25 protein-coding genes are annotated in these 22,759 nt (G+C 63.9%); 15 read left to right on the top strand and 10 right to left on the bottom strand.

Annotation, left to right across the window (positions count from 1 at the left end; all coding sequences use genetic code 11):
* Positions 1-22: 22 nt before the first annotated feature.
* The 8 genes from AC1RGU_RS21365 to AC1RGU_RS21330 all read left to right on the top strand — a co-directional run bounded on the left by AC1RGU_RS21365 (position 23) and on the right by AC1RGU_RS21330 (position 7,422).
* Entirely contained in the window at positions 23-1,978 is a 1,956-nt protein-coding gene (locus AC1RGU_RS21365) for an acyl-CoA synthetase (RefSeq protein WP_492698138.1), read from the top strand.
* Positions 1,979-2,030: 52 nt separating this feature from the next.
* Positions 2,031-3,029, top strand: a complete 999-nt coding sequence (locus AC1RGU_RS21360) for a Bug family tripartite tricarboxylate transporter substrate binding protein (RefSeq protein ID WP_095743556.1) — start codon at positions 2,031-2,033, stop codon at positions 3,027-3,029.
* Positions 3,030-3,066: 37 nt separating this feature from the next.
* A complete protein-coding gene (locus AC1RGU_RS21355; protein ID WP_369631195.1) occupies positions 3,067-3,816 on the top strand; it encodes an electron transfer flavoprotein subunit beta/FixA family protein in 750 nt (249 codons plus the stop codon).
* 2 nt (positions 3,817-3,818) lie between these two features.
* Positions 3,819-4,751, top strand: coding sequence for an electron transfer flavoprotein subunit alpha/FixB family protein (locus tag AC1RGU_RS21350; RefSeq protein WP_070060186.1), 933 nt, complete (start codon positions 3,819-3,821; stop codon positions 4,749-4,751).
* 12 nt (positions 4,752-4,763) lie between these two features.
* The gene (locus AC1RGU_RS21345; RefSeq protein WP_062470992.1) at positions 4,764-5,735 is read left to right on the top strand and encodes an NAD(P)H-dependent flavin oxidoreductase; all 972 of its coding nucleotides are present in this window, start codon (positions 4,764-4,766) and stop codon (positions 5,733-5,735) included.
* Positions 5,736-6,197: 462 nt separating this feature from the next.
* Positions 6,198-6,467, top strand: a complete 270-nt coding sequence (locus AC1RGU_RS21340) for a hypothetical protein (RefSeq protein WP_492698141.1) — start codon at positions 6,198-6,200, stop codon at positions 6,465-6,467.
* Between the two features lie 217 nt (positions 6,468-6,684).
* Positions 6,685-7,194: a DUF1993 domain-containing protein gene (locus AC1RGU_RS21335; protein ID WP_492698143.1), complete on the top strand. Its 510-nt coding sequence runs from the start codon at positions 6,685-6,687 to the stop codon at positions 7,192-7,194.
* A gap of 54 nt (positions 7,195-7,248) precedes the next feature.
* Entirely contained in the window at positions 7,249-7,422 is a 174-nt protein-coding gene (locus tag AC1RGU_RS21330) for a hypothetical protein (protein ID WP_492698145.1), read from the top strand.
* Positions 7,423-7,479: 57 nt separating this feature from the next.
* Here AC1RGU_RS21330 and AC1RGU_RS21325 read toward each other — a convergent pair whose 3' ends face one another.
* Complete coding sequence (locus AC1RGU_RS21325; protein WP_307695662.1) at positions 7,480-8,043, bottom strand: metal-independent carbonic anhydrase family protein; 564 nt, start codon at positions 8,041-8,043, stop codon at positions 7,480-7,482.
* A gap of 458 nt (positions 8,044-8,501) precedes the next feature.
* On the opposite strand from AC1RGU_RS21325, the gene AC1RGU_RS21320 reads away from it, so the two are divergent.
* A complete protein-coding gene (locus AC1RGU_RS21320; RefSeq protein ID WP_492698147.1) occupies positions 8,502-9,428 on the top strand; it encodes an alpha/beta hydrolase in 927 nt (308 codons plus the stop codon).
* Between the two features lie 335 nt (positions 9,429-9,763).
* Here AC1RGU_RS21320 and AC1RGU_RS21315 read toward each other — a convergent pair whose 3' ends face one another.
* Both AC1RGU_RS21315 and AC1RGU_RS21310 read right to left on the bottom strand, forming a co-directional pair.
* Positions 9,764-10,018, bottom strand: coding sequence for a hypothetical protein (locus AC1RGU_RS21315; protein WP_492698149.1), 255 nt, complete (start codon positions 10,016-10,018; stop codon positions 9,764-9,766).
* A gap of 47 nt (positions 10,019-10,065) precedes the next feature.
* Entirely contained in the window at positions 10,066-10,341 is a 276-nt protein-coding gene (locus AC1RGU_RS21310; protein WP_492698150.1) for a glyoxalase superfamily protein, read from the bottom strand.
* A 377-nt stretch (positions 10,342-10,718) separates the two neighbouring features.
* Between AC1RGU_RS21310 and AC1RGU_RS21305 the strand changes: the two genes are divergently transcribed.
* On the top strand, positions 10,719-11,090 hold the full coding sequence (locus tag AC1RGU_RS21305; protein WP_492698152.1) for a hypothetical protein: 372 nt from the start codon (positions 10,719-10,721) through the stop codon (positions 11,088-11,090).
* A gap of 281 nt (positions 11,091-11,371) precedes the next feature.
* On the opposite strand, the gene AC1RGU_RS21300 is transcribed toward AC1RGU_RS21305, so the two are convergent.
* Positions 11,372-11,608 carry a hypothetical protein gene (locus AC1RGU_RS21300; RefSeq protein WP_062471033.1) on the bottom strand — a complete coding sequence of 79 codons (237 nt, stop codon included), beginning with the start codon at positions 11,606-11,608 and terminating at the stop codon, positions 11,372-11,374.
* A gap of 345 nt (positions 11,609-11,953) precedes the next feature.
* On the opposite strand from AC1RGU_RS21300, the gene AC1RGU_RS21295 reads away from it, so the two are divergent.
* The gene (locus tag AC1RGU_RS21295; protein WP_492698154.1) at positions 11,954-13,420 is read left to right on the top strand and encodes an aminotransferase-like domain-containing protein; all 1,467 of its coding nucleotides are present in this window, start codon (positions 11,954-11,956) and stop codon (positions 13,418-13,420) included.
* A 287-nt stretch (positions 13,421-13,707) separates the two neighbouring features.
* Here AC1RGU_RS21295 and AC1RGU_RS21290 read toward each other — a convergent pair whose 3' ends face one another.
* Positions 13,708-14,097, bottom strand: coding sequence for an ASCH domain-containing protein (locus AC1RGU_RS21290; RefSeq protein WP_492698156.1), 390 nt, complete (start codon positions 14,095-14,097; stop codon positions 13,708-13,710).
* 152 nt (positions 14,098-14,249) lie between these two features.
* On the bottom strand, positions 14,250-14,732 hold the full coding sequence (locus tag AC1RGU_RS21285) for a GreA/GreB family elongation factor (RefSeq protein ID WP_062471040.1): 483 nt from the start codon (positions 14,730-14,732) through the stop codon (positions 14,250-14,252).
* Between the two features lie 613 nt (positions 14,733-15,345).
* Between AC1RGU_RS21285 and AC1RGU_RS21280 the strand changes: the two genes are divergently transcribed.
* Genes AC1RGU_RS21280 through AC1RGU_RS21265 form a run of 4 tightly spaced genes read left to right on the top strand, consistent with a single transcriptional unit; the run spans position 15,346 to position 19,288 of the window.
* A complete protein-coding gene (locus tag AC1RGU_RS21280) occupies positions 15,346-15,930 on the top strand; it encodes a TRAP transporter small permease (RefSeq protein WP_070060201.1) in 585 nt (194 codons plus the stop codon).
* On the top strand, positions 15,927-17,225 hold the full coding sequence (locus AC1RGU_RS21275; RefSeq protein ID WP_307635951.1) for a TRAP transporter large permease: 1,299 nt from the start codon (positions 15,927-15,929) through the stop codon (positions 17,223-17,225). The genes AC1RGU_RS21280 and AC1RGU_RS21275 overlap by 4 nt, the downstream gene beginning before the upstream one ends.
* A gap of 40 nt (positions 17,226-17,265) precedes the next feature.
* Positions 17,266-18,303 (top strand): DctP family TRAP transporter solute-binding subunit, encoded by a 1,038-nt coding sequence (locus AC1RGU_RS21270; protein ID WP_062471046.1) that lies wholly within the window; start codon positions 17,266-17,268, stop codon positions 18,301-18,303.
* Between the two features lie 46 nt (positions 18,304-18,349).
* Positions 18,350-19,288: a nucleoside hydrolase gene (locus AC1RGU_RS21265; protein WP_492698159.1), complete on the top strand. Its 939-nt coding sequence runs from the start codon at positions 18,350-18,352 to the stop codon at positions 19,286-19,288.
* A gap of 72 nt (positions 19,289-19,360) precedes the next feature.
* On the opposite strand, the gene AC1RGU_RS21260 is transcribed toward AC1RGU_RS21265, so the two are convergent.
* The 4 genes from AC1RGU_RS21260 to AC1RGU_RS21245 all read right to left on the bottom strand — a co-directional run bounded on the left by AC1RGU_RS21260 (position 19,361) and on the right by AC1RGU_RS21245 (position 22,561).
* Positions 19,361-20,098, bottom strand: a complete 738-nt coding sequence (locus tag AC1RGU_RS21260; protein ID WP_056576214.1) for an amino acid ABC transporter ATP-binding protein — start codon at positions 20,096-20,098, stop codon at positions 19,361-19,363.
* Positions 20,099-20,142: 44 nt separating this feature from the next.
* The gene (locus AC1RGU_RS21255) at positions 20,143-20,832 is read right to left on the bottom strand and encodes an amino acid ABC transporter permease (RefSeq protein WP_070060204.1); all 690 of its coding nucleotides are present in this window, start codon (positions 20,830-20,832) and stop codon (positions 20,143-20,145) included.
* A gap of 1 nt (position 20,833) precedes the next feature.
* Positions 20,834-21,565: an amino acid ABC transporter permease gene (locus AC1RGU_RS21250; RefSeq protein ID WP_492698161.1), complete on the bottom strand. Its 732-nt coding sequence runs from the start codon at positions 21,563-21,565 to the stop codon at positions 20,834-20,836.
* A 96-nt stretch (positions 21,566-21,661) separates the two neighbouring features.
* A complete protein-coding gene (locus AC1RGU_RS21245) occupies positions 21,662-22,561 on the bottom strand; it encodes an amino acid ABC transporter substrate-binding protein (RefSeq protein WP_062471058.1) in 900 nt (299 codons plus the stop codon).
* Positions 22,562-22,759 lie beyond the last annotated feature (198 nt).

Below are 22,759 nucleotides of genomic sequence, written 5' to 3'. Positions count from 1 at the left end.
AAGACCCCCTCAAGGAGACAACATGACAACAGGCAACGACAAGAACAACCCCACGGGAACGGCCAGCGCGCCGTTCCGCCCCCTGTTTCCGGTGCGCGGTCTCGCCGACATCCGGCGGCTGGAAGAAACGCCGCTCGAAGAAGCGCTCACGGTGCGCAGCACCTACGAGCTCTTCCGCAACTCCGGCGCGGCCTTCGGCGACAAGACCGCGCTGACCTTCCTGCGCAGCGGCAACCCGGCGGACGAACCCATCCGCTGGTCGTATGCGCAGCTGCTCGCGGGCATCCACCAGACCGCCAACCTGCTGCACACGCTGGGCGTGGGGCCTGACGATGCGGTCGCGGTGCTGCTGCCCGGCTGCCTCGAGTACCACCTCGCGCTGTGGGGCGGCGAGGCGGCCGGCATCGTGCAACCGCTGAACCCGCTGCTCACCGACGAGAAGCTGGTCGCGCTGATGACCGCGGGCCGCGCCAAGGTGCTCATCGCCTACGGCTCCGACGCGGAATCGGGCATGTGGTCGAAGGCGATGCGCCTGCGCGGCCAGGTGCCCACGCTCACCACCGTGCTGCGCGTGGCGCCGCACGACGAAGCATCCGGCGCGGCCGGCACGCTGCCCGACGGCGTGGCCGAGTTCGACGCGCTGCGCGCCGCGCAACCGTCTGACCGCCTCGTGAGCGGCCGCGACATCGCGCCCACCGACATCGCCGCCTACTTCCACACCGGCGGCACCACGGGCGCGCCCAAGCTCGCGCGCCACAGCCACGGCGCGCAGGTGTTCACCGCGTGGGCCAGCGTGCAGCTCGCGGGCATGAACGAACAGGGCATCTCGATCAACGGCTACCCGCTGTTCCATGTGGCGGGCGTGCTGCCGGCCTCGCTCTCGTCGCTGTCGGCGGGCGTGGAGGTGATCATTCCGACGCCCTCGCTGCTGCGCAACAAGGAGGTGCTGGCCAACTACTGGAAGCTGGTCGAGAAGTACCGCCCGACCTCGCTGTCCGCCGTGCCCACGGTGCTGGCCGCGCTGGCCAACGTGCCGCTGGACGGCGCCGACATCTCGTCCATCACCTACTGCCGCACCGGCGCCGCCGTGCTCGCGCCCGAGCTGGCCGCGCGCTTCGAGCGCCTGTTCGGCCTGCACGTGCACGAGAGCCTGGGCATGACCGAGATGGCCGGCATCTCGACCATCACGCCGCCCGGCGTGAACGGGCCCGCGGGCTGTGTCGGCTTTCGCCTGCCCTATGCGCAGGTGCGCATCGTGGCGCTCGACGAGAACGGCAACGCCAGCGACCGCGAGGTGGCGCAGGGCGAGACCGGCATGGTGCTGTTCAAGTCGCCCAACGTGTTCTCGGGTTTCGTCGATCCGGCCGACAACGCCAAGGCCTTCACGGCCGACGGCTGGCTCGCGACCGGCGACCTGGGCTGGATGGACGCCGAAGAGCGGCTGCACCTCACGGGCCGCTCGAAGGACCTGATCATCCGCAGCGGCCACAACATCGACCCCAAGACCATCGAGGACGCGCTGGGCGCGCATCCGGCCGTGCAGCTGTGCGCGGCCGTGGGCGCCCCCGATGCCTACGCGGGCGAGCTGCCCGTGATCTTTGCGACGCTGGTGCCCGGCGCCTCGGCCACCGAGGACGAGCTGCTGGCCTTCACCTCCGCGCGCGTGGACGAAGCGCCCGCGCGTCCCAAGTGGGTGTCGGTGATCGCCACGATGCCGATGACCAACGTCGGCAAGATCTACAAGCCCGAGCTGCGCGCCATGGCCGCGCGGCAGGTGGTGGCGGCCACGGTCGCCGAGGTCTGCGCCGCACTCGGCGTGGGCGACGCGGCGCGGCCGGCGGTGAGTACCGAAGGCGAAAGCCTCGTGCATGTGCAGATCGACGCTGCTGCAGCGGGCGCGCAGGCCGCTGCATTGCAGGAGCGACTGCAGAAGGCCCTGGAACCCCTGCCTTTCAAGACGCGCATCGCGCTGAAGTGATCTTGATCTGCTTCTTCACAACGATTTTCTGCAACCGAACGGGAGACAAACCATGACCCATCAACCCTCGACCCGCCGCGCCCTGCTGTGCGCGGCCGCCTCGACCGCCGCGCTGTTCGCGCTGGCCCCCGCGCATGCGCAGGCGCCCTATCCGAACAAGCCGATCCGCCTCGTCGTGCCCTTCCAGGCCGGCGGCGCGACCGACGTGCTGGCGCGCGTGCTGGGTCAGAAGATGTCGGCCAGCATGGGCCAGCCCCTCGTGGTCGACAACAAGCCCGGCGCGGCCGGCATCATCGGCACCGACGCGGTCGCCAAGGCCGCGCCCGACGGCTACACCATCGTGCTGTCGCTGAGCAACTCGCTCATGACCAACGAGTTCCTCTACGAGAAGCTGCCCTACGACACGCAGCGCGACCTCACGCTGGTCTACCAGATCGCGATGGCGCCGCTGGTGCTGGTGGTGCACCCCAGCGTGCCTGCCAAGACCGGCCCCGAGCTGCTGAAGTACGTGGCCGCGAACAAGGGCAAGGTGGCCTACGGCTCGTACGGCGTGGGTGCCTACCCGCACCTGGCCGGCGCGCACATGAGCCTCACGCAGCAGGCCGACATGAACCACGTCGCCTACAAGGGCGAAGCGCCGATGGTGCAGGACCTCATCGGCGGCCAGATCCAGATGGCCTACGCCAGCGCCCTCGCGGCCAAGCCGCACATCGACGCCGGCAAGCTCAAGGCCGTCGGCGTGACCGGCGAGCGCCGCATGAGCACGCTGCCCAACGTGCCCACGCTGGCCGAGCAGGGCCTGAAGGACGAGGCCTACCGCGTGACCGGTTGGCTCGCCATTGCCGCGCCCGCCAAGACGCCCAAGGCCATCGTCGACCGCATCGCCGACGAAGTGCGCAAGGCCACGCAGCAGCCCGACGTGCGCGAGCGCGTGGCGGCCATGGGCTTCGAGATCAAGGACAGCTCGCCCGAGCTCTTCGCCGCGGCCTGGAAGCAGGAGCGCCCCGTGTGGGAGCGCCTGATCAAGCAGTCGGGCGCCAAGCTCGAGTAACCCCTTTTCCCATTTTTGTCATTCAAGAGGAACAGCCATGAAAGTTCTGGTGCCTGTCAAACGGGTCGTCGATTACAACGTGAAGGTGCGCGTCAAGAGCGACGGCACCGGGGTGGACATTGCCAACGTCAAGATGAGCATGAACCCCTTCGACGAAATCGCTGTCGAAGAAGCGGTTCGGCTGAAGGAAAAGGGCATCGTGACCGAAGTCATCGCCGTCTCGTGCGGTGATGCCAAGTGCCAGGAAACCCTGCGCACCGCGATGGCCATCGGCGCGGATCGCGGCATCCTGGTCGAGACCACCGAAGAGCTGCAGCCGCTGGCCGTCGCCAAGCTGCTCAAGGCACTGGTCGACAAGGAACAGCCCCAGCTGATCATCCTGGGCAAGCAAGCCATCGACGACGACGCCAACCAGACCGGCCAGATGCTGGCTGCGCTGGCCGACCTGCCCCAAGCCACCTTCGCCTCGAAGGTCGACCTGGCAGCCGACAAGGTCACCGTCGCACGCGAAGTCGACGGCGGCATGGAAACCCTGACGCTCACGCTGCCCGCGGTCATCACGACCGACCTGCGTCTGAACGAGCCGCGCTACGTCACCTTGCCCAACATCATGAAGGCCAAGAAGAAGCAGCTGGACACCTTCAAGCCCGAAGACCTCGGCGTGGACGTCAAGCCCCGCCTGAAGACCCTGAAGGTCAGCGAGCCGCCCAAGCGCGGTGCAGGCATCAAGGTGCCTGACGTTGCAACGCTGGTGGACAAACTGAAGAACGAAGCGAAGGTGATCTGAACATGACCGCACTTGTTATTGCCGAACACGACCACGCCAGCATCAAGCCGGCCACCCTCAACACCGTCACCGCCGCCCTGGCTTGCGGTGGCGACGTCCACATCCTCGTGGCCGGTGCCAACGCAGCCGAAGCCGCCAAGGCCGCCGCGCAGATCGCTGGCGTGTCCAAGGTGATCGCTGCCGACAGCGCATCGCTGGCAGAGAACCTCGCCGAGAACGTCGCAGCGCAAGTGCTCGCGATCGCCGGCAACTACAGCCATATCCTGTTCCCCTCGACCGCCAACGGCAAGAACGTCGCTCCGCGCGTGGCTGCCAAGCTCGACGTGGCGCAGATCAGCGACATCACCAAGGTCGACAGCCCCGACACCTTCGAGCGTCCGATCTACGCCGGCAATGCCATCGCCACCGTGCAGAGCACCGACGCCACCAAGGTGATCACCGTGCGCACGACCGGCTTCGACGCCGCAGCCGCCACCGGTGGCAGCGCCACCGTTGAAACCGCTGAAGGCGTGGCCGACAGCGGCAAGAGCGCCTTCGTGGGCCGTGAAGTCACGAAGAGCGACCGCCCCGAACTGACCGCCGCCAAGATCATCGTCTCCGGCGGCCGGGCTCTCGGCAGCGCTGAGAAGTTCAACGAAGTGATGACGCCGCTGGCCGACAAGCTCAACGCCGGCCTGGGCGCCAGCCGCGCCGCAGTGGACGCAGGCTACGCCCCGAACGACTGGCAAGTGGGCCAGACCGGCAAGATCGTCGCGCCGCAGCTGTACATCGCCGCGGGCATCTCGGGGGCCATCCAGCACCTGGCCGGCATGAAGGACTCGAAGGTCATCGTCGCGATCAACAAGGACGAAGAAGCCCCGATCTTCTCGGTGGCCGACTACGGCCTCGTGGCCGACCTGTTCACGGCCGTGCCGGAACTCGTGACCACGCTGTAAGCGGCTGCGACGATGAAGACCCGCATCACCGAACTGCTCGGCATCCGCTACCCCATCATCCAGGGCGGCATGCAATGGGTGGGCCGCGCCGAGCTGGCCGCGGCCGTGTCGAACGCCGGCGGCCTGGGCATTCTCACGGCGCTCACACAGCCCACGCCCGACGACCTGCGCCACGAAATCGCGCGCACGCGCACGATGACCGACAAGCCCTTCGGCGTGAACCTCACCATCCTGCCGGCGGTGAAGCCGCCGCCGTACGCCGAGTACGTGCAGGCCATCATCGACAGCGGCGTGAAGATCGTGGAGACCGCCGGCAACAGCCCGAAGGACTTCATCGAGGCCCTGAAGCGCCACGACGTGAAGATCGTCCACAAGTGCACCTCGGTGCGCCACGCGCTCTCGGCCGAGCGCAACGGCGTCGACGCGGTGTCCGTGGACGGCTTCGAATGCGCGGGCCACCCGGGCGAGGACGACGTGCCCGGCCTCGTGCTGCTGCCGGTGGCGGCGCGCAAGCTGCGCATTCCGATCATCGCCTCGGGCGGCATCGCCGACGGCCGCGGCATGGCCGCCGCGCTGGCGCTGGGCGCCGAGGGCATCAACATGGGCACGCGCTTCTGCGTGACCCAGGAAGCGCCGATCCACGACAACATCAAACAGGCGCTGGTGGCCGCAACCGAGCGCGACACCAAGCTGATGTTCCGCACGCTGCACAACACGGCGCGCGTGTTCCGCAACGCGATCTCCGAAGAAGTGGTGGCCACCGAACGCCGTCCGGGCGGCTGCGAGTTCGAGGATATCCGCCCGCTGGTGGCCGGCGCACGCGGCCGCGCGGCGCTGGAGTCGGGCGAGGTGCACAACGGCGTGGTCTCGGCCGGCCAGTGCATCGGGCTGATCGACGACATCCCGACCTGCGCGGAACTGCTGGAGCGCATGGTGCGTGAGTGCCGCGAGCATCTGGACCGGGCTCGCAGCTGGATGAACTGAAGCTCTGCCGCGCTCCCGCCGACGGGGCGCCTTGCTCCGCGAATGTCCCCCGGGCTTCGCCCTCCTCCTTTATTTCGCTGCGCAAGGCACCCCATCGACGTGAGCGTTCAGAGCCGCTTCGGACTGGCGCGGCACCGGGCCCGCGAGGTCCGTGCTCGGCGCATCGCAGAAGCTGCATTTGTTGGCGCTCGCCGAGACTTCGTGCCGCATGAACCGGCCACTTCGCCGGGTTCCTCTCTAGAGTGAATGCCCCTGTCACTCGACACCCCACCAAGGGAAGAAGAAAGGCGCCACACCCCACCCCCCTACTGAGATGTTTGAAGGCTGCTTGCCTCGCGGCAGGTCGTCGGTGCGAAAGCAGCGATGCAGATGCGAGGTATCAAAAGGCGACGGCCGAGGTGTTACTAGCACCCCAGCCGTCTAACCAAGTTCGTGCAACTACCTTGGAAGGAACGCACAAAAATGGCTACCAAGACTATAGCCCGGCCAACTACGCCGGTAGCTTCCGAAGACAACGCCCAAGACCCGGCGGATCTTCTCGAAAACACACTCTCTCAACTCGAAGCGCTCCTGTGGGTTTGCCATGGGCAAGACATCGACTGGTGCAGCGGTGACGGGCCTCGACAACTGGACAATCTGCTTTGGCTTGCGGCTGAACTTGCTCGCAAGGCTGGAGAGCTGTTTCAACTGAGCGAGAAGGCGCGACGCACAGCGCTTGAGACCGGCGGTTAGCGGCTGGTCTGCGGGCTGCAGGGTTCGCGGCGCGCTCCGCTTCTTGCCAGTGAACTGCCCTTCAACGCGGCTGCTCCGACTGCCAGCGGGAAGAAAAGCTGGCCACAAAAGCCGGGGCGATTCAGTTCACCCTGTGCTGTTAGCCTTGCATGGTCGGCAGGGCCTCTGCCACGCCAACTCCGGCCATCGTGCCCAAAATTTTAGAAGTGAACTCACCATGACCAGCCCGCTGTACAACGCCTCCGTTCCCGTCATGCAGCAGATGCTGCGCGCCCTGTCCGACGTGCTCAAGAAGGCCGAAGACCAGGCGACGCAGAAAAATATCGATCCCAATGCGCTGCTGCAGGCGCGGCTGTTCCCTGACATGTTTCCGCTGGTACGTCAGGTGCAGATCGCCGCAGACTTCTCCAAGGGCATTGCCTCCCGCCTGGCGGGTGCCGAGGTGCCGTCCTGGCCCGACGCCGAGGTCAGCTTCGCCGACCTGCAAGCGTTGATCGCCAAAGCCTTGGCCCATATCGGCTCCTTCAAGTCTGAGCAATTTGATTCAAGCGAGAGCCGCGAGATCGTATTGCGCCCCGGCACCCCCAAGGAAAAGAAGCTGACCGCAAGCGCATATCTTCTGCACTATGGACTGCCGCAGTTTTTCTTCCACGTGACCACCACCTATGCCATCTTGCGCCACAACGGTATTGAGATCGGTAAGCGCGACTACATGGGTGCCTACTGACCCAAGACAGACAGGAGTTCAGCCACTCTGGCCACTGCCGCTCGAAGTGCAAGCGTGCACGGCAACCCCAATGTGTTGACGCACGACATCGGCACCTCATCGCTGGCGCAGGGTTGCGCGGGGCAACTCACTGCGGTGCAGGTCGAACGCTACGACGGCGTGCTGCCACCAATTCGCGCCTTTGAGCCACCAATGACGGTCCTCCGAGGGGCCTTCATCACCCGATGAAGGCCCCTTGAAGGCGCCGCACCAGAGCCTGGGCCTGCCGGCACCCGAACGCGGTGTTCAACGGCCAGCGTACGGCAGCGACGAGTGATGCACGACGATGCGCAGCTTGCCGGCACCGTCCTTCACGAAAGTCCAGGTCTTGTCGACCGTGGTGACCTTGCCGTCCGGGTCGGTGAACAGCACGTTACCCAGCGTGCTGGCCACGTCGCCGTGGATGAGCACGGCAGTGTTGGCAATCTCGCATTTCGTCCAGCCCTTCAGGGCGAAGCCGGTGTCGTTGGGAAAGGCGGGGTTGCCGCCCACGAAGTACGCCAGCGCGCCGTCGCGAGCGGTGCGGAAGGTCTGCGGCGATGTCGTGAGCGTCGGCTTGAACAGCACTGCGCCCAGCTGGTAGGCGTAGGCGCTGTCGATGACCTTCTCGGCCAGCGCCCTGGCGGCCGGCTGCCCTCCGCTGGAATTCGCAGCACTGATGTCGACCAGCGCCTTGCACCAGGCCTGCTGGGCCCCCAGGACTTCCGCTTCCGTGATGCTCCGGGCGACGACTTTCTCCTTGGCGGCGACCGGCAAGATTGCCCCTGCGATCAGGAGGCTGGCGATGGCGCTGGGAATGAATTTTTTCATTTGGGTCTCCAATTGAAGTAGTTGGATACCGGAGCGGCCGGGTGGGTCGAGCCGAGACCCAAAGTGCATCAGTACGACATGCACAAGGCATGATGCGCCGGCTGATTTGCTCTGAGTAAAAGATGCAAATGAAATGAATGGTTGTGCATTCGCGAGATAGCCAGGCGTGCAGGCCTGTCTCGCAACAGTCTGAAGCGGGCGCACACGAAGGACGGCGATGCAGCGGGTGCCGACATCTTCTGGCCTCGCGCGAATGAGTGCTATCGGCCAGAACCGGACCTTCGCTCACGCCGCCCAGTTCGCGAACACCCTAAGGTCACCAGGGGCCAACAATCGTCCGTTTTTTGCGCCGGAACGATTCGGTCACAAGCAGACACTCAACATGGGACAGGTGTCGAACGAAAGCCATCCTCTCGGTCTGCACCAGAATTTCCCCCGATCTGCGAAGACCTCATCACATGCAACAACGTTTTCTGAATGCCTTGCTGGTTGCCCTCATCGCCAGCTTCGGCATCTCTGGCGATCCGGCACGCGCCCAGGCCCAAACGACGCCCAAGGTGCAGCCCGGCGAGGGGCGGCCTTACGAGGTTGTCGACAGCGAGGTATGGGACGTGCCCGATCCGGTTTCAGGCCGCGGCTACCAAGTCTTCATTGCTTTGCCACCGTCCTATGCGAAGCAGCCGCGGCAGCGCTACCCCGTGCTGTATGTGACTGACGCCGACTACGCTTTCCCGATCGTCCGGCAGTTGGGGCGCCGCCTGAACGTTGAAGGGCCTCAGATCGAGGAATTCATCCTCGTCGGTCTGTCTTACGCAAAGGGCGAGGACGGCGCGGTCAGCCGCCAGCGCGACTACACACCGACACCGAACGGCCCCAGCAACGCGCCTGCCAATGCGGTCCACGGTCAGGCGCGCGCCTATCAAGAATATCTGCGCAACCAGGTAAAGCCGTTCATCGCCGCTCGCTACCGGGCCGACCCGGCCAGAACAATCTTTCTCGGTCACTCCTACGGCGCCCTGCTTGGGATGCAGATCCTTTTCACCGAGCCCGGCTTGTTCAACGGCTATATCCTCGGCAGCCCATCTCTCTGGTACGACAAGCGACATGCCTTGAAGCTCGAAGCGAGCTACGCCAAACAGAATCGGGACCTGAAGGCGAATGTCTATCTTTATGTCGGCGCCTATGAGGCGCTGCGCAAAGGTGTTCGGCGCTACAACCAGACGGTAGACATGGTTGCCGACAACCAGGCGCTGGAGACGGCGCTACAGAGCAGAAAGTACCCAAGCTTGAAGCTGAAGTCAGCGGTCCTGAACGACGAGGACCATCTCACCGTCGCGCCGCGTGGCTTTACGCAGGGCATGAAGTATCTGCTCTCGGCGCACTGACAAATCACAGCGAACGGACAAGTCGTCAACTCTTTGCGAGTGCGTATGTAAGAAGGAGTGAAACTGCAGCCTCACACCATCTTTCTGCGAATCAGCGGAAGCCCGGCTTCGGACAGAAGCAGTCATTCGGCGTCGCCACGCAGTCGCTTGCGAGTTGACTAGGAGAACTACGCCGCACTGACAGCCGGCAACGGGCTCGTCACCACCTCGACCCTTCGAGGTCCGCGGGCCATCTTCAAGCCGGAATCTCGCGCTCCAGCCGGCATAGGAAAGATCGCGCCACTTTTACACCTCGGCAACGCGCACGCAGGTCGCCAGGCGCGTAGACGACGCATTCATCGCTCAGGGCCTCTTGCACTGATCAGATCGCGCACGGCAATGGCCATCACCAAAAGCGCCAAGCCGGCGGCGGTCAGGGTTGCCGCCGCGTAGAAGCTGATCAGGGCCCAGTAAAGGACAGGCTGCTCGACGGCAAGGATGTCAGGTCCTTTGCGGTTGTTGAGCACCCCGGTGCGCACGCTTTCCACCACTTCGATCGCTCCAACAAGGCACCCCCAGCCGATCAAGGCCGCGACGGCGAGGGCTGCCATCGACTGTAGCCACGGCCGTCGGCGGTTCGGGGCATTCGGACGGCCCGTCACGTGCTCACTGCGTTGGCAAACGTCAACCGATTCCCGAAGGAATGCCGAACTGTCATCTCACGCGTGCCCCACCCCGTGTCCTCGATGCCAGGACACGCGTGGCCGTACTGCTTGGCTGCCATCCCGGCATGAAAGCCATCGATTCCGTTGCATGCAATGCGCAGGACTGCACCGCGGCAGGTGCCGCTGTGTTCGGCCAAGTGCTGCACACGGCCTTCGCGCGAAACCTGGAGGTACGGTGGCAGCATAGGCCCAAAGCGATGTTGCTCCACAAGCGTTGTTTCCTTTTAGTTAATCTCATGTGCGCGAACTCATCAGACGCACGTTGTCCGTCTCCGGATTATCGAAGGGCCCATCTTCACAATGAAGTACATGAATCGACACTGGGCCCCAGTCGAAATCCGTAGGAATTTTTGATGGTGGGACGGGGATTCACACATCCTAAATGGGCCTTTTCCATTGCCTCGGGGGTGTGTCAATCCATTCCAGCTCCAGCTTTCATGATCGCGCGAAATTGTCGAGAGCAGCGCCCTTTGCGATGGCAAGGCGACCGGCTGCAGTCGGCCAAGAGCGGAAGTTCGTCGGCGCCTCTCAGCTTTCCAGACGGGGCGCGCCTGCTTCCCGCCGCCTTCAATACAGTGAACCGAAAATGACGCCTGAAGAAAGCCAAGCCAATCAGTCGATTCTCGACGGCGTGGAAGCCGTCGGTGGCGGCTACGTATGGGACGCGGAGGTCTTTGCGGTCACTCTTATGGATGTATCTTTGGCGGACGATAAGGTCATTCCGCTTTGCGGTCTGCGAGGCATCCAGCAAATTGCGCTCGACGCCTCGCGGCTCTCCATAGCGACCATCGCGGCATTGGCAGGCATCACCGGGTTGCAGTCGCTTGTGCTCGCGCGACGCACCTTCACCGAGAGTCAGCGGAACGGGCTCAGTCGATTGGGGCCTCAGATTGTTGAGGTCGATGACCAGGGCTCGTTGCGGCCACAAGCAGCCACTCGGCGGGCTCATCGAATATGAAAATCGAAGATTGCCAGATCGAGTTCCGGCGCCGCCTCAAGGCTGCTGGCAAGAAGGTAACTGGCCTGATGCCTGGCACTGACGCAGGTTGGCGCAGGAGCAGAGACTATGCAGCCGGGCGATCACTTGACATGAATTCTGGGCGAGAACTTTGCCATCGGCGCGCTCGCCTCGCACGTCGGCATGCCAGCCAAATACCGCGCCATCGTGTCAATGTCCGTTTCTGAAAGGGTCGTGCCGTTGGTCGCACCGTATCCGGGCTATCGACCGAAAACTTCCAATCACTGCATGGCCAGGTCCAGACCCATCCAATTGCAAAATTCAAAGGTGAGGAAGAGCACAAGGAACGCAGAAGCGACGAACGCCCCGCCCACCTTGATGGATGTCAGTACCACTGCAGCTGTCTTTTGATTCTTGTCCTTCTGTCCCCGTTCGTAATGCCACTTGACGGCTAAATACATGCCCACGCTGAGCACGAGAACCTTGAAAATAACAAAAGAGATAGGGATTGAATTCATGATTGAAGGGATATCAATGGTGACGGACGGCGAAGTGCCCGAGTGCGGCGATTAGCTCAATAGACCGATGACGAAACGGTTGCGGTGAGCTAAATGGGCGTCCGCAAGGCGCGTCGAAAGGCACGCAAGACATGGGTCGAAAGGCGGAGCAGTCTGCCTGCATCACAGAAGCACTCTCATCGTGCTGTCGAGTGTTCATCTTCCAGGCTGATACGTACAGAACCAGATCAGCTGAAAATTTTCGTATCAGATGCAAGGAGGCCGGCAGTCGCGCCGGGGCGGGTCGACGTCTGATATGACAATCTCTGGAGCGGTCCAGAACAACCGTATCAGAAAGAGATACCCATGAACCGCTACGAGAAGCTTGCCGACAACATCGCTCAGCGTATTCGCGCGGGTAGCCTGAAGGCGAACGATCGCCTTCCCTCGGTGCGCGAACTGAAGTCGCAAATGGGCATCAGTGCGTCCACCGTGTTCTCTGCTTACTACCTGCTGGAGGCGCAAGGGCTTGTCGAAGCTCGGCAGCGGTCGGGATACTTCGTTCGAGCGGGCGCGGAAATGCCGACCAACGAACTCGCCGCCAGCGAGCCTGTCCTGCGGTCCATGTCGGTCGACGTCTCGTCGCTTGTCTTTCAGGTCCTTGCACAGGCTCGCGAACGCGATATGGTCCCGCTCGGCTCGGCCTTTCCGTCGCCAGAGCTGTTTCCCTTCGAGCAACTTGCCGCCGGCCTGACGCGAGCGCTCAAGCGGATGGATCCTTGGCAGACCGTCGAGGATTTGTCACCAGGAAACGTCCAATTGCGCCATCAGATCTCCCTGCGTTACGGCAGCGTCGGGATGGATGTTCCTGCGTCTGAACTGGTCATCACCAGCGGGGCGATGGAAGCACTCAATCTTGCGCTCGAATCGGTGACGCAGCCAGGCGACCTCGTGGCGATCGAAACGCCAACCTTTTACGGTGCGTTGCAGGCACTGGAGCGGCGCGGTCTTCGCGCGGTCGAGGTTGAGACGCACCCGCGAACAGGCGTAGATCTCGACTCTCTTGCTCGCGTGATCGACCAGCATCCGGTGAAGGCCTGCTGGTTCATGCCGACCTTCCAGAATCCAATGGGCTGCACCATGAGCGACGCAGCCAAAGAGCAACTGGTCAGCATGCTCGCCACCCGCGCCATACCGCTGATCGAAGACGACGTGTACGGCGAGCTCGCGCAGGGGGCTCGGAGACCGCCACCAGCCAAGGCCTGGGACCGGGATGGCTGGGTGCTGCACTGCAGTTCTTTCTCGAAATCCCTGGCACCCGGATATCGCATCGGTTGGGTAGCGGGCGGTCGCTTTGCAGCCACTTTGGGTCGCAACAAGTTGATGAGCTCGCTGGCGACGGCACTCCCCTCGCAACTGGCGTTGCAGGAGTACCTGCAACACAAGAGTTTCGATCGTCACCTGCGCGCCCTGCGGCATTCGCTCAGCCGCCAGCAGGCTGCATGCTTGCGATTTATCGATCGATACTTTCCAACTGGAACGCGGGTCACGCGCCCCGAGGGTGGCTATTTCCTGTGGCTCGCGCTGCCAGAAGGTATCGACTCGCTCGCACTGCACCAGGACGCTCTTCGGCTCGGCATAGGCGTAGCGCCGGGCCATTTGTTTTCAGCCGACCGCCGATACACCCGGCACCTGCGCATCAACTACGGGTATCTCGGCGACCCGCGCTTGGAAGGGGCTATCAGGAGTCTTGGAGAGCTCGCCAACGCGCAGCTGAAATCTACAACTGGAAATTCGGGGCCCAGCTTCGAGGAACGTTCGTCGAGACCCTAGTTAGCGTCCATGCAGGTCGAGGTCCGCCGCCTTCGACTGACTCTCAACGTCACGCGTGCCGCTTCTGTCCAGTCGTCGACGCTTCGCCGCAAGATGGCACGAAGGCCTTAAGCGGTAGCCCCGACTTCTTGGCGACATGATTGAGGGCGGCGTGGACGACTGCGCTTTACACGTTGCCGAGTGGCCAGTTGAGAATTCCTTGACTCATTGAGACTCGTCCACCTTCGCTAGCAGCGAGTGCTCTGTTCAGACTTTGACGGCCTCCTCAGGGTAAGCGTCCGGCGAAGTCAGGTCGTGTCCTTGGCTGCGAGCAATGCTGGCATCACCGAGGGGGTTAAGACTGCACGATATAACCGTCGTTCGGCGGTGACCCGCACGGCCTGAGTAATGGGGCGCACATTGGCCAGCTCCCAAGCCCAGTAGCCCCGGGTCCATTCGCGAGCGCAAGCCGCTTCAATGTCATTCTCAAGCCATGGCCGGATGTCTATGACGTCAACGAAGGCTACGGCTCGCCCCTCTGGGTCCGAGTCGCCTGGCGCAGTCAGGTACTTGTGGTTCTCAACGATGAGTAGATCCTGCAGCGGCATCCCGTCAGGACGCCAAGAACGGACCTCAAGGATCTTGCGTCCTTCAGCGATGTAGGTGCCGCTCGGCGCGACGATCGATAGAGCTAACAAGGGGGTTGAGTACTGAGTGCGGTGATGGCTCAAGCATACCGATGAAGCGTACTCAAGCCGATGTCCGCCACTTGTAGGGGAGGAGCTCCGCGACCCGACTGGCGGGTTGGCAAAGAAGTAGGCATGGTGCGGTCGTGCAGCGCCGTTGCGGCTTAAAGAACCCGCAGCACCTCAAACTGCTGTCGGATTGGAGCGACCTGTATCGACACCTCATCACCCTCGCATTTGCCCAGCATTGCCCGACCCAAAGGGGCTTCGCTGCTGATGACCTGAACCAGCTGAGTGCCGCTGACCAACGTCATGCTGCCCCCATCCGGGCCGAGAAAGAGCTGTTGCTGCTTGTCGTCGGAATCGACCAGGCAGACCAGCGCGCCGAGCCGTATTCCTATGCTGGCGTCGTAGGGACGCGGGCGGAATTGGCGCCAATTGGCCATCGCCTGGCGTATGGCTTCGGCGCGCCGAGCTTGGCCGGTGGCCAGGTAGGCGGCTTCGAGTCCCAATGTGTCGTATTTGTTTTCGGCGATGTTCTCTTCGTGAGTCGCCGTTTCATGGGCTGCCCGCACTGCCTGTTCGGCTTGCAGCAGGTCTTCGGCGAGCCGTTCCAGCACCTGCTGTTGCAGCAAGAATTTATCCATGACGAAAGGTCGGTATCTCGAACAAGCGGGGGCAAATTTTGATTATGAGGGGCTCCAGAAGCCTTCGAGGCTTCTGTTGGCTGCAGGTTAACTTCGGCAATGGGCCCGAAGGCGACGGTCAGACGTCGTGACTGAAAGACAGCTCGCAGTCTGACGCGAACATTGAACGCAGCCATGTCTATGTCGACCGCATCCGGCACCAGCCCTTCGGGCTTCTGCTTCGCCAGTGCCTGTCGCTCACGAAAGCTCAGTGGTACGCCCCGCACATCCATCTGCAATCCGCCGCAGCGGTCGAACCGCCAACGCCACAGCCGCACTCATCGTGCGCAGGGCATCGGGTACTCCCCGCAGCGAAATCAAGGAGGAGCCCGAAGGGCGGGGGACATTCGCGGAGGGGAGTACCCGGTGACCTGTGCACGCGCCCCCGACAACAGCGCCCCGAACAAAGGCCGCGAAGAGGCAGTCAACCAGCCGCCACAGCTAAGGAAACCCCCGATATATGAATGGTCATTGACCCCCTAGCATCGAGCGCTGCTCGCCTGTCAAGGTGTACGGATCGCGTCCCGGCGTCCGCCCGGTGACCTGGCGCCTGCCTCAGCTGCCCTTTCCTGCGATGACAACTCCTCCTGAGTCCGGCCCCACGCTGGACGCCGCCAGTCCCCTCCCCCCCGACATCGAAGCCGCCGACGAACCCACCAAGGTTCCCCTCGCCATCGAAGACTGGCTCACGGTCCTCATCATGGGCGCGCTGGCTCTCATTACGTTTGCCAACGTCATCGTGCGCTACTTCACCGACTCGTCCTTCGCGTGGACGGAGGAGTTCTCGGTGTTCCTCATGATCATGCTGGCGCTGGTGGCCGGCTCGGCCGCCGTGGCGCGCGACCGGCACATCCGTATCGAGTACTTCTCGGAAAGCGGCTCCATGGCGCGGCGCAAGCGCCTGGCCCAGTTCGGCGCACTGATGATCGCCATCTTGTTCGCGCTGATCGGCGCGCTCAGCATCCGCATGGTGTGGGACGACTACCGCTTCGAAGAAACCACGCCCGGCATCGGCCTGCCCGCCTGGTGGTATTCGATCTGGCTGCCCATCGTGTCGTTCGCGATCGCGGGGCGCGCCATCGGACTCATGGTCCGCCGTGGGCGCAAGACGAACTACAAGTCTGACGACAACAACAGCAAGAAGGGCGACGCCAAGTGATCGCCACCCTGCTCTTCGTCGCCTTCGTGCTCATGATGCTGGTGGGCGTGCCCATCGGCGCCGCGCTCGGCCTGGCGGGCGCGGCCTGCATTGCGCTGGCCAACGCCGACGCCCAGTGGTTCGGCCTGCTGGCCGTGCCGCAGAACTTCTACGCCGGCCTGGGCAAGTACCCGCTGCTGGCGATTCCGATGTTCGTGCTGGTCGGCTCCATCTTCGATCGTTCGGGCGTGGCGCTGCGCCTGGTCAACTTTGCCATCGCCATCGTGGGCCGCGGCCCCGGCATGCTGCCGCTGGTGGCGATTGCGGTGGCGATGTTCCTGGGCGGCATCTCGGGCTCGGGCCCGGCCAACGCCGCCGCTGTGGGCGCGGTGATGATCGCGGCCATGAGCCGCGCCGGCTATCCGGCTGCCTACTCGGCCAGCGTGGTGGGTGCCGCGGCGGCCACCGACATCCTGATTCCGCCGTCGGTCGCGTTCATCGTGTACTCGGTGCTGGTGCCCGGCGCCTCGGTGCCGGCGCTGTTCGCGGCCGGCATGATCCCCGGCGTGATGGCCGGCTTGGCGCTGATGATTCCGGCCGTGTGGCTGGCGCGCAAGCACAAGATGGGCGCGCTCGAATCGACGCTGCCGCGCCCGCCGTTCTGGAAGAGCTTTCGCGAAGCGATCTGGGGCCTGGCGGCGCCGGTGCTGATCCTGGGCGGCATGCGCGCGGGCTGGTTCACGCCCACCGAAGCGGCCGTGGTGGCGGTGTTCTACGGCCTGTTCGTGGGCATGTGCATCCACCGGACGATCAAGGTGCGCGACCTGTTCGTGATCTTGCGCGAGTCGGGCGAGCTGTCGGCGGTGATCCTGCTGGTGGTGTCGCTGGCGGGCATCTTCGCGTACTCGCTGTCGACGCTGGGCGTCATCGATCCGGTCACGCGCGCCATCGTGAATTCGGGGCTGGGCGAGTACGGCATCCTGGCGCTGCTGATCCTGCTGCTGATCACCGTGGGCATGTTCCTGGACGGCGTGTCGATCTTCCTGATCTTCGTGCCGCTGTTGCTGCCCATCGTGCAGCACTACAAGTGGGACCCGGTGTGGTTCGGCGTGATCCTCACGCTGAAGGTGGCGCTGGGCCAGTTCACGCCGCCGCTGGCCGTCAACCTCATGGTCTCGTGCCGCATCGCCAAGGTGCGCATGGAAGAAACCGTGCAGTGGGTGGGCTGGATGCTGTTCTCGATGTTCGTGGTGATGGTGCTGGTGATCGCCTTCCCCGAACTCGCGCTCTGGCTGCCGCGCAAGCTGGGCTACTGATTTTTTCGATCCATCGACAGACAAAGAGGAGACCTCTCTCATGAAATTCCGCCGCACCCTGCTGGGCCTTGCCGCCGTCGCCGCCACGCTCGGCCTGTTCTCGACCGGCGCAATGGCGCAGGCCACCTACAAGCCCGAGTACAAGATGTCGCTGGTGCTGGGCCCGCCCACGCCGTGGGGCCAGGCCGGGAAGATCTGGGCCGACCTCGTGAAGGAACGCACCCAGGGCCGCATCAACATCAAGCTGTACCCGGGCGTGTCGCTCATTCAAGGCGACCAGACGCGCGAGTTCAGCGCGCTGCGCCAGGGCGTGATCGACATGGCCGTGGGCTCGACCATCAACTGGTCGCCGCAAGTGAAGCAGCTCAACCTGTTCTCCATGCCCTTCCTGATGCCCGACTACGCGGCCATCGACGCGCTCACGCAGGGCGAGGTGGGCAAGGACATGTTCAAGACGCTCGACAAGGCCGGCGTGGTGCCGCTCGCCTGGGGCGAGAACGGCTTCCGCGAGATCACCAACTCGAAGAAGCCGATCAAGTCGCCGGCCGACATCAAGGGCATGAAGATCCGCGTGGTGGGCTCGCCCATCTACTCCGACATGCTCACCGCGCTGGGCGCCAACCCCACGCAGATGAGCTGGGCCGACGCGCAGCCCGCGCTCGCCAGCGGCGCGGTCGACGGCCAGGAGAACCCGCTGTTCCTGTTCACCGTGCTCAAGATGCACACGGTGGGCCAGAAGTTCGTCACCACCTGGGGCTACGTGGCCGACCCGCTGGTGTTCGTCGTGAACAAGGAAATCTGGGCCTCGTGGACGCCGGCCGACCAGGCCATCGTGCGCCAGGCCGCGCTCGATGCCGGCAAGCAGGAAATCGCCATCGCGCGCAAGGGCCTGGTCGAAGCCGACAAGCCCGTGCTGAAGGACATCGCGGCCATGGGCGTGACGGTGACCAACCTCACGCCGGCCGAGCGCGACGCCTTCGTGAAGGCCACGCGCCCGGTGTACGACAAGTGGAAGTCGACCGTCGGCGTCGACCTGGTGGCCAAGGCCGAGAAGGCCATCGCCGCGCGCGCGAAGTAAGCCGCGCGTTACCGTCGGTGGATCGGGGCGGCATGACAATGTCGCCATGCACACCCTGATCATCGACACGGACCCCGGCGCGGACGACGTGATCGCGCTGCTGTTCGCCCTGGCGGCGCCCGAATCGCTGGCGATTCAGGCGCTGACCACGGTGGCGGGCAATGTTCCCCTGGCCAAGACCTCGCGCAACGCACGCCTGGCCTGCGAATGGGCCGGACGGCCGGAGCTTCCGGTCTACGCGGGCGCCGAGCGGCCCCTGCAGCGCACACCGATCTACGCCGCCAACATCCATGGCCGCGAAGGCCTCACGGGCGTGGCCGTGCACGACCCCGCCGTGCCGCTGGCCGAAGGCCATGCCGTCGACTACCTCGTTCGCACATTGCGCGCCGCGCCCGAGCACAGCGTGACGCTCGCCATGCTCGGCCCGCAGACCAACCTCGCACTCGCGCTCGAACAGGCGCCCGACATCGTGCGCGGCCTGCGCGAGCTGGTGCTCATGGCCGGCGCGCATTTCAACGGCGGCAACATCACGCCGGTGGCGGAGTTCAACGTGTTCGCCGATCCGCATGCGGCCGAGGCGGTGCTGAAAAGCGGCGTGCCGATCACCATGCTGCCGCTGGACGTGACGCACAAGATCCTCACGAGCGACGCGCGCATCGCGCGGTTGCGCCAGCTGGGCAACCGCGCCGGCGCGATCGTCGCCGACATCCTCGACGCCTACGCGCCGCAGGAGATGGCCCACTACGGCATGCCGGGCGGCCCGGTGCACGACGCCACCGTGACGGCCTACCTGCTGCGCCCCGACCTGTTCCAGGGCCGCCGCATCCACGTCGAGATCGACAGCCGCGAAGGCATGGGCTTCGGCCAGACCGTGGCCGACTGGCACGGCAGCCTGAAGCGGCCCGCGAACGCGCAGTGGATCGTCGACGGCGATGCACAGGGCTTCTTCGATCTGCTGACGGAGCACATCGCGCGGCTGCCCTGAGCTTCAGGCCAAGCCCCATGAAAAAAGCCACGCTGCGGACAGCGTGGCTTTTTGTTTGGGTGCGACAGCGGATCAGTGCTGCAGGATCTTGTTCAGGAAGTCCTTGGTGCGCGGCTGACGGTTTTCCGGGTGATTGAAGAACTCGTCCTTCGGGCAGTCTTCGAGGATCTTGCCGCCCACGTCGATGAAGATCACGCGGCTCGCGACCTTGCGGGCGAAAGCCATTTCGTGCGTGACCACCATCATGGTCATGCCTTCCTTGGCCAGGCTCACCATCACGTCGAGCACTTCGCCGACCATCTCGGGGTCGAGCGCCGAGGTGGGTTCGTCGAACAGCATCACGATCGGGTCCATCGACAGCGCACGGGCGATCGCCACGCGCTGCTGCTGGCCGCCCGACAGCTGGCCGGGGAACTTGTCCTTGTGCGCCATCAGGCCCACGCGGTCGAGCATCTTCAGGCCGCGGGTCTTGGCTTCGTCGGGCGTGCGGCCCAGCACCTTGATCTGCGCGATCGTGAGGTTCTCGGTCACCGACAGGTGCGGGAACAGCTCGAAGTGCTGGAACACCATGCCGACCTTGGAGCGCAGCTTGGGCAGGTTGGTCTTGGGGTCGTGCAGCGGTATGCCGTTGACGGTGATCTCGCCCTTCTGGAAGGGCTCGAGCGCGTTCACGGTCTTGATGAGCGTGGACTTGCCGGAACCCGACGGGCCGCACACCACCACCACGTCGCCCTTGGAGATGTTCACCGAGCAGTCGTTGAGCACCTGCACCGGGCCGTACCACTTGGAGACGTTCTTGATTTCAATCATTTTTTCGGACATTTGTTTCTCTCCGGTTCAGTTCAGCCACTCAATCAGCGAATGATGGCGATTTTCTTGTGCAGGCGCTTCACCAGCCAGGAAAGGGCGTAGCACATGGCGAAGTACACGACCGCCGCCAGCAGGTAGGCCTCGATCGGACGGCCGAAGTTCTTGCCCGCCGTCTCGAAGCCCTTGAGCATGTCGTAGGCGCCGATGGCATACACCAGCGAGGTGTCCTGGAACAGGATGATGGTCTGCGTGAGCAGCACCGGCAGCATGTTGCGGAAGGCCTGCGGCAGCACCACCAGGCGCATGTTCTGGCCGTAGGTCATGCCCACCGCCTGGCCCGCGTTCACCTGGCCGCGCGGGATCGACTGGATGCCGGCGCGCATGATCTCGGAGAAGTAGGCCGCCTCGAACGCCACGAAGGTGATCACCGCCGAAATCTCGGAGCGGTAGTTCGAGCCGAGCGAACCGAACAGCGAATAGAACGACGCCGGCACCAGCAGGAAGAACCACAGGATCACCATCACCAGCGGAATGCTTCGCATGCCGTTGACGTACAGCGCCGCGGGCGCATCGAGCCACTTCTTGCCCGACAGGCGCATGAGCGCCAGGATCGTGCCGAAGATCACGCCGCCGATCGTGGCCACCACCGTCAGCATGATGCTGAAGTAGAAGCCCTTGATGACGAAGTTGCTGATGACGTCCCAGTTGTAGAAGGACAGGTCGAGATTCATCATGTCAGTGTCCTCCGCCACCAGCGCTGGCCGAGACGATGAAGCCCGGCACGCGGGTCTTCTTCTCGATGTACGCCATGAGCCGGTTGATGGCCAGGGCCGACACCACGTAGCACGCCGTCACCGCCAGGTAGACCTCGATGCCGCGCGAGGTTTCTTCCTGCGCCTGCATGGCGAACATGGTGAGTTCGGTGACCGACACGGCGAACGCGACGGACGAATTCTTGAAGATGTTCATCGTCTCGCTCGTGAGCGGCGGGATGATGATGCGATACGCCATCGGCAGGATCACGTAGCGGTAGTACTGCGGCGTGGTGAAACCCACCGCCATGCCCGCGTAACGCTGGCCCTTGGGCAGCGCCTGGATGCCGGAGCGCACCTGCTCGGCGATACGCGCCGAAGTGAAGAAGCCCAGTGCCAGCACCACGAGGATGAAGCTCGGCACGCCCTTCATCACGGGCACCAGCGCCGGAATCACGTGGTACCAGAGGAAGATCTGCACCAGCAGCGGGATGTTGCGAAAGAGCTCCACCCATGCATTGCCGAAGCGCACGAGCCACGGACTGTCGGGCAGCGTGCGAATGATGCCGATCAGCGAGCCCAGCACCAGCGCGACGATCAGCGCCAGCAGCGCGACCGACACGGTCCAGCCCCAGGCCGAGAGCATCCATTGCAGGTAGCTCGGATATTCCCCCCCGGGGTCTTGCAGGAAGACCTGCCAATCCCAGTTTCCCATGTGTGTTTACTCCTTCAGCTTCTTTTCGAAAAACCGTCCCTTGAAAAGAAACGCCCACCGCGAAAGGTGGGCGTCCATTCACGCAGCGACGCGCGCTTATTCCTTGGTGACGTACTCTTCGGCCGGCTTGTCGTTCGGGTTGGCCCACGCGTTCTTGGTGGCTTCGCCCAGCGGCAGGTTGATGGTCACGTTGGCCGGGGGAATCGGCTTGAGGAACCACTTGTCATACAGCTTGGCGAGTTCGCCCGACTTGGCCTGGGCCTTGATGCTGTCGTCCACGGCCTTCTTGAAGGCGGGGTCGTCCTTGCGGATCATGATGGCGATGGGTTCCACGGCCAGCACGTCGTTCAGGATCTTGTAGTCCTTGGGCGACTTCGACTTGGCGGCCAGGGCAGCCAGGATCGAGCCGTCCATCACGAAGGCGTCGGCACGGCCGGTTTCCAGCAGCAGGAAGCTGTCGGAGTGGTCCTTGCCGTAGACCTCCTTGAAGGTCAGGTTCTCGGCGCGCTTTTGCTTGCGCACGGTCTGCAGCGGCGTGGTGCCGGTGGTGGTGGCGACCGTCTTGTCCTTCAGGTCGGCCAGCGAGTTGATGCCCGAGTTGGCCTTGACGACGATCTTGGTTTCTTCGACGTAGGTGGTCACGCCGAAAGCCACGTCCTTCTGGCGGGTGGCGTTGTTGGTGGTGGAGCCGCACTCGATGTCCACGGTGCCGTTCTGCACGAGGGGGATGCGGTTCTGCGAAGTCACGGGCTGGTACTTGACTTCGAGCTTCTTGCCGGCGGCCTTCTCCAGGTCCTTGATGATGTTGGCGCAGACGTCGTAATGGAAGCCGGTGTACTGGCCATTGCCGAGCGTGTACGAAAGGCCGGAGGACTCACGCACGCCTTCGGTGATGGTGCCCGAGGCCTTGATCTTGGCCAGGGTGTCATTGGCCTGTGCAAAGGCGCCGCTGGTGGCGAGCGCTGCGACAGCCAATGCCAATACTTGTTTTTTCATACGAAAAGCTCCTGAGGGTGACTGAAACAAATAGAACGAAATTCTAGACACTCGCATTTTGCGGGATACCCGGACCAACCCGGTGCATTCCACGGGCATCGCCGCCCGCCTCGCACCGGCCGCGCCCATCGGGGCGCCAGCCTGGTGCAATCCAGACATTTCGCATTGTCCGACTTTCACTAAGCAGCCTTTGTGCCC

Source organism: Variovorax sp. GW823-FHT02B07 (genome assembly GCF_058797695.1).
This window is presented reverse-complemented; position numbering and strand designations above follow the sequence as displayed.